A 12310-nucleotide genomic window follows, 5' to 3' on the forward strand; every position below is an offset into this window, starting at 1 on the left:
TACATGATACACCAATTCAAATACGGGGTAGATCAGCTCACTCCCGGTAAAGCCCTTGCCATTGCCGACGGGCAATTGAAAGGAGTACTGGTGCCGGAAGTGGCTGATCGTATCGCCACCAGTTACGGCCATGTACAAACCATCGTCTCGCAACATAGTACGGTATATGGCATCAATACTGGTTTTGGCCCCCTTTGCGACACCCGGATCAATGAAGAAGATACCCGCACCTTACAATATAATATCCTGCAAAGCCATAGTGTTGGGGTGGGCAACCCCATCCCGGTTACGGTAGCAAGGGTAATGCTCATTACCAAGGTACATGCGCTGGCACAGGGTTATTCAGGTGTGGCCCCGGCTACGCTGGAACGCATTCTCTGGATGATCGATGAACACATTACACCGGTGGTGCCTGAAAAAGGCTCCGTAGGCGCATCTGGTGACCTTGCCCCATTATCACACCTGTTCCTGCCATTGATCGGATTGGGTGAAGTATATTATAAAGGACAGCGACAATCATCGGCCGCTGTGTTACAGGCAGAAGGCCTGGCACCTGTTGCGCTGGGCCCTAAAGAAGGATTGGCCCTCATCAATGGTACACAATTTATTCTCTCTTTTGCCGTGACTGCATTACAAAGATTGCACAATGCACTGGAGACGGCTGATATTGTGGGTGCTTTATCACTGGAAGGTTTGATGGGCACAGCCCGTCCATTTGACCCCAGGATTCATGATATCAGGCCTTTCCCGGGCAATCAGCTGGTGGCACATCGTCTTAAAACCATGCTGGATGGCTCCGGAATTATGGCAGCACACGTAGATTGTGGCAGGGTACAGGACCCTTATTCCCTGCGCTGTATGCCCCAGGTACATGGCGCCTCCCGCACTGCCTGGCTGCACTTGCTGGACCTGGTAACGATCGAGCTGAATGCAGTAACGGATAACCCGATCATCTTTAGTGCAGATGATACAATCAGTGGAGGTAATTTCCATGGACAACCCCTGGCATTGCCATTGGATTACGCTACGGTAGCAGCAGCAGAACTGGGCAATATCTCAGATCGCCGTTGTTATATGATGATTGAAGGCCGGTATGGATTGCCTAAATTATTGATAGAAGATGCCGGTTTGAACTCCGGTTTTATGATACCCCAGTATACTACCGCCGCTCTTGTTACAGAAAATAAAACCCTGTGTTTCCCTGCCAGCGCGGATAGCGTGCCTACTTCATTAGGACAGGAAGACCATGTAAGCATGGGATCTATCAGTGGTCGCAAGCTGCACCAGGTAATAGATAATCTCGAATATATACTGGCGATAGAATTGTTGTATGCCGCACAGGCCGTGAATTTCAGACGCCCACTTACATCAGGCCCGGTATTGGAAGCCGTACATGCTTTTGTAAGAGAGTCAGTTCCTTTTGCTGCCAAAGACCGCATTTTCGCATACGACATTCAGCAGTTACATACAATCATACGCCAGCAATCTATCGTCAGGGTAGCCAATGAAACCGCCCTGGCCAATCATTTATCACTCAACGGTATTTATCATGACCAGTTTGGATTTTATTAAGCAATACGCAGCGCATCCCCATTACAAGGCCCCCCGTGGCCCTGAGCTGCACGCCCGCTCCTGGCAAACGGAAGCACCCCTGCGCATGCTCCTGAATAACCTGGATAGTGAGGTAGCCGAGAACCCCGACGAACTGGTGGTGTATGGCGGTATTGGCCAGGCAGCACGTAACCGGGAAGCATTGCAAAAGATCATTGAAACCCTGCTCACCCTGGATGAAGATCATTCACTGTTAGTGCAATCCGGTAAACCGGTAGGCATTGTTCGTACACATCCGCAGGCTCCAAGAGTCATGCTGGCAAATAGTAACCTGGTACCGAAATGGGCTACCTGGGAGCATTTCAACGAACTGCGTGCAAAAGGGCTCATGATGTACGGACAGATGACAGCAGGTAGCTGGATCTATATTGGCACACAAGGTATCCTGCAGGGTACCTATGAAACATTTGTAGAATGCGGCCGTCAGCACTTTAATAATAACCTGAAAGGAAAACTGCTGGTCACTGCAGGTATTGGTGGTATGGGTGGTGCACAGCCACTGGCCGCTACCATGGCAGGTGCTGTGTTCTTAGGTGCAGATGTGGATGAGAGCAGGATCAGGAAACGCATTGCTACCAAATATATAGATCGTATCACGCACTCTTATGAAGAAGCGATCAGCTGGGCAAAAGATGCAATGGCAAAGGGAGAAGCCCTTTCCATCGGACTGGTGAGTGATGCTGGTGATATGCTGGAAAGATTATTGCAGGATAATATTATTCCTGATATACTGACAGATCAGACTTCTGCACATGATCCTATCAACGGTTATGTACCGAATGGATTGACCCTGGCAGCAGCAGCCGAATTGCGTAAAAATGATCCTGCCGGCTACAAACAACTCGCTTTGAAAAGCATGGCAAGACATGTAGGATTCATGCTGGAATTGCAACGCAAAGGTGCTATTACCTTTGACTATGGCAATAACCTGCGCGAGTTTGCAAAAGAAGGCGGAGAGCCCAATGCATTTGATTTTCCGGGATTCACACCTGCTTATATCCGGCCCTTATTCTGCGAAGGAAAAGGTCCTTTCAGGTGGGTAGCATTATCCGGTGATCCACAGGATATTTATACAACAGACCAGGCTTTGATGGAAGCATTTCCTGACAACCAACCACTGATCAACTGGTTGAAAAAAGCACAGGAGAAAGTAGCCTTCCAGGGATTGCCTGCCAGGATCTGCTGGCTGGGATTGGGAGAGCGTGAAAAGGCGGGCCTGATCTTCAACGAACTGGTACGGAGTGGTAAAGTAAAAGCGCCGATCGTTATAGGAAGAGATCACCTGGATTGCGGTTCTGTCGCTTCTCCCAACAGGGAAACAGAATCTATGAAAGATGGCTCTGATGCAGTATCTGACTGGACCTTGCTCAACCTGATGGCGAATACAGGTGGTGGTGCTACCTGGGTATCTTTCCATCATGGTGGTGGCGTAGGTATGGGTTATTCACAACATGCAGGTATGGTAGTACTGGCAGATGGTACTGACAGGGCCGCAGCCTGCCTGCAACGGGTATTGTTCAATGATCCTGCATTGGGCATTTACAGGCATGCAGATGCAGGTTATGAAAAAGCACGGCAAGTAGCCACTCAATTTGATTTGTACAGATGAAACTTATAGGACCATTTTCACAGATCATACCCCTGGCAGACCTGCCTTTGAAAGGGGCATTGCAGGATGCACAACTCACCATCATTGAAGATGGAGGTGTGGTCACACACGAAGGAAAGATTGTAGCAGTAGGTGATTACAACGAACTCCGTCATCAGTATACCCATGCACTGCCGGTATTGATTTATGGTCCGGCGGTATTACTGCCGGGCTTTATTGATTGCCATACACATATCTGCTTTGATGGTAACCGGAACCGTGATTATGCCATGCGCATAGCCGGAAAAACATATCTCGAAATTGCCCGTGCCGGTGGTGGAATCTGGGATTCAGTCACGAAGACCAGGGCCGCCAGCATTGAAACATTAAGAAAGAACACTGCTGAAAGAGCAAACAGGCATTTGTTCGAAGGCGTGACAACGATCGAAGTGAAGAGTGGATATGGTCTATCCGTTGCAGAAGAAATAAAAATGTTGCAGGCGATCAGGCAGGCGGGCGAGCATACTAAAGCCACGCTGATCCCTACTTGTCTGGCCGCGCATATGATCCCAAAAGATTATGCTGGTACAGATTATTTGCAGGAAATAGTAGAACAATTATTACCTGTTATTAATTGCAAGAGGGTTGACATCTTTATTGAAGAAACAGCTTTTTCAGCAGCAGCGGCTTTACCCTATTTATTGAAAGCAAAAGAACTGGGGTTTGCTCTGACCGTGCATGCAGATCAGTTTAGCAGTGGTGGTTCTGCTGTTGCAATAGCAGCGGGTGCCTGTTCTGCAGATCACCTGGAAGCCAGTGATGCCGCAGATATTGCCCGCTTAGCGGCAGCGGATATTGTATCCGTTGTATTGCCGGGTGCCTCATTAGGATTAGGGATGCATTATGCCCCAGCGCGGAAATTGCTGGATGCCGGTGCATGTGTGGCCATTGCAAGTGACTGGAATCCTGGTTCCGCGCCTATGGGAGATCTGCTCTTACAGGCAGCAGTGATGAGTGCCGCAGAGAAATTATCTTCGGCAGAAGTATTGGCAGGCCTGACTTTCAGGGCAGCCAAAGCTTTGCAGCTAACGGATGTGGGACAATTGAAGGCTGGTTTTGCAGCAGATCTGCAGGTGTATCCTACCAATGATTACAGAGACCTTTTGTATTACCAGGGAAAAATGAAACCTTCGCAGGTCTGGAAAGGAGGAGAAAAAATATGAAAGCAAATTACCAGCCACCGCTAGCGTGGACAGGAAGGATAGATGGCAATGAAGAAGAAGTGAGCCGCTGGCATCAGAAAATAAAATGTGTAGACCTGCGGCAAGCATTGCCTTCAGGCAAAGGAGTTGTATTATTAGGCTTCGCTGTAGATGAAGGCGTGCGCAGAAACAAAGGACGTGCAGGTGCTGCAGAAGGCCCAGCTGCCTTAAGACAGGCAATGGGGAGTTTCCCCCTGCATTTTGATGGAATGCTGATGGATGGAGGTAATATCATTTGTATTGACCAGGATTTAGAAGCAGCGCAGCAAGCACTCAGCGAAGCTGTGCAGGTAATAAAACGTGCCGGGCATACACCCTTGCTGTTAGGCGGAGGGCATGAGATCACTTACGGGCATGCACATGGTTTATACCAGTCATTACCAGGTAAGCGCTTAGGCTTAATTAACTTCGATGCACATTTCGATCTCCGCCAGGAAGGGGTGAGTTCTGGTACGGGCTTCTGGCAACTGGCGCAGGCGCATTCCCCATTTCAGTACCTCGCATTGGGTATTCAGCAATTAAGTAATACACAACAGTTATTTAGCATAGCAGGAGAACTGGATGCCCTCTATATAGAGGCAGATGCTTTTCACTTCCAGGACCGTACGGTATTGCTGGCAGCATTGGCAGCTTTTATCAGGGAAGCAGATAAATTATACCTCACCATAGACCTGGATGTGTTTGCAGCGGCATATGCACCTGGAGTAAGTGCAACAGCGTTTAATGGTATCCGTCCGGATGGCTTGTTCCTGGAATGCTTCCGGACCATCCTGCAAAGCGGGAAGCTGGCGGGAATGGACATCGCAGAATTAAACCCCTCTTTCGACATCGATCAGCGTACCGCCAAACTAGGTGCTGCATTCATATTTGAAGCAGTGGCATATTTATTAAGTGGGAAATAATATTATCCTTGGGCTTCCCCCCCTTAATGAAAATGAAGTTTCACACTTTATTAATGGCTGCGGCCATAACTGTAGCGCCCCTGTTTGTGAATGCACAACGTATTAAGCTCGTAGAAGGTAGTGTTTCCCCACTAAAAGGTATCACGGAGCTGAATACTGAATTTACCTATGATAATGTAAAGGTAGGTGAGTTCAGTAACGAGGATGACTATATTCACAAAAAGACAGAGGAGTACAACAAGAAGGAAGCCGGCAAAGCAAATTAAGAAACAGTTGTAATAGAAAGAGGCGGGTGCATCACCCGCCTCTTGTATTTAAAATACGATGGTTTTGTTTCCATGAATAATCACCCTGTCATCGATGTGTGCAATCACTGCTCTTGTTAACACCTGCCTTTCTATATCTCTACCCAGCAATATCAGGTCTGTCACTTCATGTTTATGACTTACCCTCGCCACATCCTGGTCAATGATGGGGCCTTCGTCCAGGTCATCGGTTACGTAGTGCGCCGTAGCGCCTATCAGTTTTACCCCCCTGTTATAGGCGTTCCTGTAAGGATTGGCGCCTGCAAATGCTGGTAAAAAGCTATGGTGAATGTTAATAATCCTTCCGGGGAATACACTTACAAATTCAGGAGAGAGGATTTGCATATAACGTGCAAGCACGATGAAATCAGCATTGGCTCTTCTGATCAGTTTAATCGCTTCCTGTTCCTGTAATCGTTTATTGCCCGCATCTACAGGCAGGTAGTGGAAAGGAACCCCGAAGTCTTCCACGAATTGTTTTAATTCAAGGTGGTTAGAGATCACGAGGGGGATATCTACTGGTAGTTCCCCGCTTCGCCAGCGCCATAGCAATTCCATGAGGCAATGATCATAACGGGATACCATAATCACCATTTGTTTACGACGATCAGGATAGTCGATGCGCCATTCCATCTGGCGGGGCGCAGCAACTTTTTCCTGGAAATCTTTTTCCAGTTGTCCTTTGGTAAAGGAAGGATTATCCAGCTGGAAGGACATGCGCATAAAAAAAAGGCCCTCTTTGGGATCTGTACTGTGCTGGCTGGCATCAAGAATATTAGCGCCACAGGCGTACAGGAACTGGGACACACCGGCCACGATACCAGGGCGGTCTGGACAGGAAATCAATAGTCTGCCGGTTATATCAGTCTGCATAATAATGAAATATATTACTATGTAAAATACAAAAGGGAAAGGATTCCCCGGATTTTTTTCTAACGGTAAACCAATCCCGGATTTCTGTTTTATTTTTGGGCCTGCTAAGGGAAAATTTAATGAAGAAGATAGGATTAATGTCAGACACGCACAGTTACCTCCATCCCCAGGTGTTCAAATACTTTGATAAGGTAGATGAGATCTGGCATGCCGGTGATATTGGTACTACTGCTCTTGCAGATGAACTGGAGGCCTTTAAGCCTTTCAGGGCAGTATATGGCAATATCGATGGGAGGGATGTACAGTTGCGTTATCCTGAAAACCTGTTCTTCGAAGTAGAAGGCGTAAAAGTATTTATCACGCACATAGGTGGCTATCCCGGCAAATATGCCCCGGGAGTCAAAGACTTATTGTTGAAAAATACCCCCAAACTGTTCATCTGCGGTCATTCGCATATACTAAAAGTAATGCCGGACCCCGCTTTGAAATTATTACACATGAATCCGGGGGCATGTGGCCAGCAGGGCTGGCATAAGGTAAAAACTTTATTGAGGTTCGACGTAAACGAAGGAAATATCAGTAATCTGGAAGTGATAGAGTTGCCAAAATAATAGGTAAACAGGCAATCGCACATTTTTTGCAAAATCTTAGAGGTACTACAATAGTCACTTATGCGCAAAGGATACATATTATTATCCGTTTGTCTGTGTATGTTTCATTTCGCCAGGAGTCAAAGTTCGTCTTTCATTGATAAGATAGGAAGTTGGTTTCAAACAGAAAATGATACGGCCTACATAGAGGATCATACAAAGGATTTGACTACCCGGTTTTTCGGGTCCAGGAAATATAACTACTACAATATCTTTGATCGTAAACGTAAAACGGAGGTTATGTACCGCCCTAACACCCCGTTCAACGTAGGTTTTGGTTTCAACTATAAATTCCTTGGGATCAATGTTGCTTTCAACCTGCCATTCATCAACAGTACCGACAGATATGGAAAAACGAAAGCCATTGACCTGCAGGCGCATTATTACCTGCGTAAACTGGTCGTGGATTTCTATGGACAGCGGTACAAGGGGTATTACATTGCTAATTCCCGTGGTTTACTGAATGGCTTCGATGAAAAAGGCCCGTTGCCTGTGCGTCCTGATATCCGTAATTTGAATATAGGGATGAGTGTAGAGTATATCTTTAACGATAAGAAATTCTCTTACAGGGCTGCTTATTTGCAGAATGAATATCAAAAAAAGAGTGCGGGGTCATTCCTGATAGGAGGGGAGCTCTTTACGGCCAAAATGAAGGGGGATTCTTCCCTGATACCCCGCAATATCACACGGCAGGATTTTATGAATGGTATTACCTATTCGGCCACCAGTATCTTTAGTGTGGCTGCAAATGCCGGGTATGCCTATACATTTGTTTACAAACAACATTTCTTTCTCACCTTATCTCTCTCCGGTGGTTTGGGTACCAATTACACCCATTTGCTGAGGCATCATGCCAATGACTTCCGTAAGTTTGGGCTTGAGCTGAACACGAATGTACGTGCTTCTTTCGGCTACAATTCCAGCAAATATTTTGCAGGCATTCACTATGTGAACCTGACAACACGTAGCCAGTCACCCATCGAAAATTCCTGGCAGTCCATTGGTGCAGGTAATTTCAGAATAAGTTTAGCAAGGCGTTTTGGATTAAAGCGACAGCTTTTCTAATTCCCTGTGGATGTTCTCCTTTGCAACAGCATCAAACCGCTCCCTGAAACCAGCTGTCTTATAAATCGAGGGCCGGTCGAGGAAATACTGTAAGATCTTTTTCCTGCCAGGCACATATACTGAATCCGGGTAGATGCCATATTCTTTTCGTATATTCTTTGCGTATGCCTGGTACATGCGTTCAGGTCCGCTTAGTATAAACAGGTCAAAGTCCAGGAAACAATCCAGGTCCGAATCTTTGTTGGGATTCTGGTGTGATTTCGTGGCCCTGATGTATTCTGATACCAGCGCGATCTTCTCTGGAGGATAGCTGGTTTGCTCCAGGAATTGCGTGGCTACCAGTGCACTTCTCTCTTCATTATCAGCCCTCTGAACGTCATAAATGATATCGTGGAAAAATACGGCCAGTTGAAGTGTTTCCAGGTCATGTACGAGGTGATTGTATTCTTCGATGAATACGAGTAATGTCTGAACATGATCCAGGTTATGGTAAAACCGATGTGATTCATTGTAATGGGTTAGTATGGAATTAAAGCCTTCCTGCACCAGCAACGAGTCGTTGGTGTAGTTGCTCACCAGGCTTTCCCAGACATAAAATAGTGGATGGGATTTCATAGCCTAAATGTAGACAAAAAAAAGACTGACTTAATGCTAAGCCAGTCTTTTATCATTACTAAATGTTAGTTCTGTGATTATGCTTTCGCGAATTCAGCACGAATTACGTTCAGTGCACCACCTGCTTTGAACCACTGAATCTGTTGTTCATTGTAGGTATGGTTTACTGTGATTTCGTCGCTGCTGCCGTCTTTGTGGTGAGCTACCACAGTCAGCGGTTTAGCAGGAGCGAAGCTTGTAAGACCAATAATATCGAATGTATCGTCTTCCTGGATCTTATCGTAATCTTCTTTGTTAGCGAAGGTGAGGCCGAGCATGCCTTGTTTTTTCAGGTTTGTTTCGTGGATGCGTGCGAAAGATTTCACGAGTATCGCGCGAACGCCCAGGTGACGGGGCTCCATCGCAGCGTGTTCACGGCTGGAGCCTTCACCATAGTTTTCATCACCTACTACGATAGAACCGATACCGGCAGCTTTATAAGTGCGCTGGGTGGCAGGTACAGCACCGTATTCGCCAGTCAACTGGTTCTTTACAGTATCAGATTTATCGTTGAATGCGTTGATGGCACCAATCAGCATGTTGTTAGAAATGTTGTCAAGATGACCACGGAATTTCAGCCATGGACCTGCCATAGAGATATGGTCAGTCGTACATTTACCTTTTGCCTTGATCAGCAGTTTCAGCCCTTTCAGGTCGGTTCCTTCCCATGGAGTGAATGGCGCAAGCAGTTGCAAGCGATCGCTGGTAGGAGATACGACTACCTGTACACCGCTACCATCAGCAGCAGGTGCCTGGTAACCCGGATCGTCTACAGCAAAGCCTCTGGCAGGCAGTTCGAAACCTGTTGGCTCATCCAGCTTCACATCCTGGCCATCCTTGTTTTTCAGGGTGTCAGTCAGTGGATTGAAGGTGAGGTCACCGGCAATAGCCAGTGCGGTTACGATTTCAGGAGAGGCTACGAAAGCGTGGGTACCTGCCAGGCCATCATTTCTCTTCGCGAAGTTACGGTTGAAGGAAGTGATGATGGAGTTCTTACGGTTTGGATCGTCGATATGACGTGCCCACTGGCCAATACAAGGGCCGCAGGCGTTTGCCAGTACTACACCGCCAATCTGGTTGAAGGTGTTCAGCAGGCCATCTCTTTCGATGGTGAAGCGAACCAGTTCAGAACCTGGTGTGATTGTATATTCAGATTTAACAGGCAGGTTTTTGTCGATGGCTTGTTGAGCCAGGGAAGCTGCACGGGAAATATCTTCGTAAGAGGAGTTGGTGCAGGAGCCGATCAGGGCTACTTCCAGTTTCTCAGGCCAGTTGTTTTCTTTAACAGCCTGTGCGAACTTAGAGATAGGCCATGCAAGATCTGGTGTGAACGGACCATTTACATGTGGTTCCAGTTCGTTCAGGTTGATCTCGATTACCTGGTCGTAGTATTTAGTAGGATCTGCGTACACCTCAGCATCCGGGCGCAGGTGATCTTTGATCCCATCAGCCAGGGCAGCGATTTCGCTACGTTCAGTGGCCTGCAGGTAAGCAGAGATCTTGCTATCGTAACCGAATACAGAGCAGGTAGCACCAATCTCAGCACCCATATTACAGATCGTGCCTTTACCAGTCGCACTCAGGCTGTCAGCACCTTCACCAAAGTATTCCACGATACAGCCGGTACCACCTTTTACAGTCAGTACGCCCGCTACTTTCAGGATAATATCTTTTGGAGAAACCCATCCGCTCAGTTTACCAGTCAGTTTTACACCGATCAGTTTAGGCATTTTCAGTTCCCATGCGAGACCCGCCATTACGTCTACGGCGTCGGCACCACCTACACCGATTGCAAGCATACCAAGACCACCGGCGTTTGGCGTGTGGGAGTCAGTACCGATCATCAGGCCACCCGGGAAAGCATAATTCTCCAGTACAACCTGGTGAATAATACCTGCGCCTGGCTTCCAGAACCCGATACCGTATTTATTGGAAATTGAGGAGAGGAATTCGTAAACTTCCTTGTTGGTGTTATTAGCGGTCGCCAGATCAGAAGCTGCACCTGTTTTAGCCTGGATAAGGTGATCGCAGTGAACAGTAGAAGGAACTGCTACTCTGGCGCGGCCGCAGGTCATAAACTGTAACAGGGCCATCTGTGCCGTGGCATCCTGCATCGCCACGCGATCGGGTGCAAACTCAACATAAGATTTACCTCTTTCATATGCTGACGAAGCCGGCGCATATAAGTGAGCATACAAAATCTTTTCTGACAGTGTGAGCGGGCGTCCTAACAGCTTACGGGTAGCTTCCACCTTACCCGGGAGTGCCGCATACACTTTTTTAATCATTTCGATATCAAACACCATGGAAAAAATATTTAAGACCAATTAAAAATGCACCGCAAAATTAACCATTTTAGGACAGTTTATAAAAGTTATGTGCCCGATGGCAGTGGGTCCTTTTGAATTTAATAAAGGCAGGCCCAGGCCCCTGCTGCTCCTCCAAACATCAGGCCTTTCCTGTAGCCAATTCCATAAAATTGTTGTTAAATCACTGCTAATACACTGCAAGCGGCCATTTCGGGAAAAATTGGCATTTGTTTTTCATTACAGTTTGTGATAAATTTGATATATGAATAGATTCAAAGATTTTATGGAATGGCAGGCCTTCGGTGTGTGCACCGCAATAGGCAACAGGCTGGGAGTAGCGACTTCCCGCATCCGCTTGTTCTTTATCTATGTTTCTTTCCTGACGATGGGATCCCCAATCATTGTTTACCTGATTATGGCTTTTTGGGTTAACATGAAGAACTACATTCTCAATGCCAGAAGAAACCCCCTAAGGTATTTGTAATTACCACATTAAAACAAGACGGGTGCCCCTTTGCATAAGCGTTCTATAGGCATTCTATAGCGCTGCAGGAGTGTGGCAATTATGCTGCTATACGGAAAGTAATCCCGGTTTAATGTTCTTTACAGGAAAAAGGCTGATCAACATCGCTATTGATCAGCCTTTAATTTTTTTAATCAAGGTGGAAATTGGTCATCTGGTGATAGTGATTCTGTAACTGGTTTACCGTTAGCGCACCCTTTATTTCCCGGTGTTCATCCCTGTAGTTCAGGCGAGTTGCTTCCCGGCCATCCAGGTCATGAAACATCACGGAAAAAGGTCCACGAACGTAGATCCTGCGATTGTCTGGGTCCGGGGAGATGTCTTCTTTTGTGAAGTTCAATCTGAGTAACTGTTCTTCGTTGAGTGGAATAGAATACACATCGGCCAGTTCATACCAGAATTCCTGCTCGCCTGTTTGCACACATACCTGCTTATCTTCCCGGTTTACTTCCAATACAAGGCCTTCGTGTTTTTTGCCTTCATATTCCACCAGGACAGTATCTCCTGCTTTTACATCATGTAAGTTGATCATTGTGTGGATATTTTTGGGTGTTATTAACTGAATTTA

12 protein-coding genes are annotated in these 12310 nt (G+C 46.8%); 8 read left to right on the top strand and 4 right to left on the bottom strand.

Annotated features, from left to right (window positions below):
* The first annotated feature begins 3 nt into the window (after nt 1-3).
* Genes hutH through U0033_RS27885 form a run of 5 tightly spaced genes read left to right on the top strand, consistent with a single transcriptional unit; the run spans nt 4 to nt 5629 of the window.
* Complete coding sequence (gene hutH, locus U0033_RS27865) at nt 4-1572, top strand: histidine ammonia-lyase (protein ID WP_072359781.1); 1569 nt, start codon at nt 4-6, stop codon at nt 1570-1572.
* Nucleotides 1550-3220, top strand: coding sequence for a urocanate hydratase (gene hutU / locus U0033_RS27870; protein ID WP_072359779.1), 1671 nt, complete (start codon nt 1550-1552; stop codon nt 3218-3220). Before hutH ends, hutU begins: the two co-directional genes overlap by 23 nt.
* Nucleotides 3217-4422 carry an imidazolonepropionase gene (gene hutI / locus U0033_RS27875; protein ID WP_072359777.1) on the top strand — a complete coding sequence of 402 codons (1206 nt, stop codon included), beginning with the start codon at nt 3217-3219 and terminating at the stop codon, nt 4420-4422. The genes hutU and hutI overlap by 4 nt, the downstream gene beginning before the upstream one ends.
* Nucleotides 4419-5363 carry a formimidoylglutamase gene (gene hutG / locus U0033_RS27880; protein ID WP_072359775.1) on the top strand — a complete coding sequence of 315 codons (945 nt, stop codon included), beginning with the start codon at nt 4419-4421 and terminating at the stop codon, nt 5361-5363. Before hutI ends, hutG begins: the two co-directional genes overlap by 4 nt.
* Before the next feature lie 53 nt (nt 5364-5416).
* The gene (locus U0033_RS27885; RefSeq protein WP_072359773.1) at nt 5417-5629 is read left to right on the top strand and encodes a hypothetical protein; all 213 of its coding nucleotides are present in this window, start codon (nt 5417-5419) and stop codon (nt 5627-5629) included.
* 48 nt (nt 5630-5677) lie between these two features.
* On the opposite strand, the gene purU is transcribed toward U0033_RS27885, so the two are convergent.
* The gene (gene purU, locus U0033_RS27890; protein WP_072359771.1) at nt 5678-6541 is read right to left on the bottom strand and encodes a formyltetrahydrofolate deformylase; all 864 of its coding nucleotides are present in this window, start codon (nt 6539-6541) and stop codon (nt 5678-5680) included.
* Between the two features lie 119 nt (nt 6542-6660).
* On the opposite strand from purU, the gene U0033_RS27895 reads away from it, so the two are divergent.
* Together U0033_RS27895 and U0033_RS27900 are read left to right on the top strand one after the other, a co-directional pair.
* Complete coding sequence (locus tag U0033_RS27895; protein ID WP_072359769.1) at nt 6661-7152, top strand: metallophosphoesterase family protein; 492 nt, start codon at nt 6661-6663, stop codon at nt 7150-7152.
* A gap of 99 nt (nt 7153-7251) precedes the next feature.
* Nucleotides 7252-8256 (top strand): DUF4421 domain-containing protein, encoded by a 1005-nt coding sequence (locus U0033_RS27900; protein ID WP_072359767.1) that lies wholly within the window; start codon nt 7252-7254, stop codon nt 8254-8256.
* Here the strand turns inward: U0033_RS27900 and U0033_RS27905 are convergent.
* Both U0033_RS27905 and U0033_RS27910 read right to left on the bottom strand, forming a co-directional pair.
* The gene (locus tag U0033_RS27905; protein ID WP_072359765.1) at nt 8236-8871 is read right to left on the bottom strand and encodes an HD domain-containing protein; all 636 of its coding nucleotides are present in this window, start codon (nt 8869-8871) and stop codon (nt 8236-8238) included. The genes U0033_RS27900 and U0033_RS27905 overlap by 21 nt on opposite strands.
* 77 nt (nt 8872-8948) lie before the next feature.
* Nucleotides 8949-11216, bottom strand: a complete 2268-nt coding sequence (locus tag U0033_RS27910) for an aconitate hydratase (protein ID WP_072359763.1) — start codon at nt 11214-11216, stop codon at nt 8949-8951.
* A 265-nt stretch (nt 11217-11481) separates the two neighbouring features.
* Between U0033_RS27910 and U0033_RS27915 the strand changes: the two genes are divergently transcribed.
* Nucleotides 11482-11703 (top strand): PspC domain-containing protein, encoded by a 222-nt coding sequence (locus U0033_RS27915; RefSeq protein WP_072359762.1) that lies wholly within the window; start codon nt 11482-11484, stop codon nt 11701-11703.
* Between the two features lie 169 nt (nt 11704-11872).
* On the opposite strand, the gene U0033_RS27920 is transcribed toward U0033_RS27915, so the two are convergent.
* Nucleotides 11873-12274: a hypothetical protein gene (locus U0033_RS27920; RefSeq protein WP_083571483.1), complete on the bottom strand. Its 402-nt coding sequence runs from the start codon at nt 12272-12274 to the stop codon at nt 11873-11875.
* Between the last annotated feature and the right edge of the window lie 36 nt (nt 12275-12310).

This window comes from Chitinophaga sancti, assembly GCF_034424315.1.
GTDB classification, from domain to species: Bacteria; Bacteroidota; Bacteroidia; order Chitinophagales; family Chitinophagaceae; genus Chitinophaga; species Chitinophaga sancti.

Bases quoted from the DNA above. Each gene is read 5' to 3' on its own strand.
- U0033_RS27895 (WP_072359769.1), top strand. From the start codon at position 6,661: ATGAAGAAGATAGGATTAATGTCAGACACGCACAGTTACCTCCATCCC.
- hutG (WP_072359775.1), top strand. From the start codon at position 4,419: ATGAAAGCAAATTACCAGCCACCGCTAGCGTGGACAGGAAGGATAGAT.
- U0033_RS27910 (WP_072359763.1), bottom strand. From the start codon at position 11,216: ATGGTGTTTGATATCGAAATGATTAAAAAAGTGTATGCGGCACTCCCG.
- hutU (WP_072359779.1), top strand. From the start codon at position 1,550: ATGACCAGTTTGGATTTTATTAAGCAATACGCAGCGCATCCCCATTAC.
- U0033_RS27885 (WP_072359773.1), top strand. From the start codon at position 5,417: ATGGCTGCGGCCATAACTGTAGCGCCCCTGTTTGTGAATGCACAACGT.
- purU (WP_072359771.1), bottom strand. From the start codon at position 6,541: ATGCAGACTGATATAACCGGCAGACTATTGATTTCCTGTCCAGACCGC.
- U0033_RS27905 (WP_072359765.1), bottom strand. From the start codon at position 8,871: ATGAAATCCCATCCACTATTTTATGTCTGGGAAAGCCTGGTGAGCAAC.
- U0033_RS27915 (WP_072359762.1), top strand. From the start codon at position 11,482: ATGAATAGATTCAAAGATTTTATGGAATGGCAGGCCTTCGGTGTGTGC.
- hutI (WP_072359777.1), top strand. From the start codon at position 3,217: ATGAAACTTATAGGACCATTTTCACAGATCATACCCCTGGCAGACCTG.
- hutH (WP_072359781.1), top strand. From the start codon at position 4: ATGATACACCAATTCAAATACGGGGTAGATCAGCTCACTCCCGGTAAA.
- U0033_RS27900 (WP_072359767.1), top strand. From the start codon at position 7,252: ATGTTTCATTTCGCCAGGAGTCAAAGTTCGTCTTTCATTGATAAGATA.
- U0033_RS27920 (WP_083571483.1), bottom strand. From the start codon at position 12,274: ATGATCAACTTACATGATGTAAAAGCAGGAGATACTGTCCTGGTGGAA.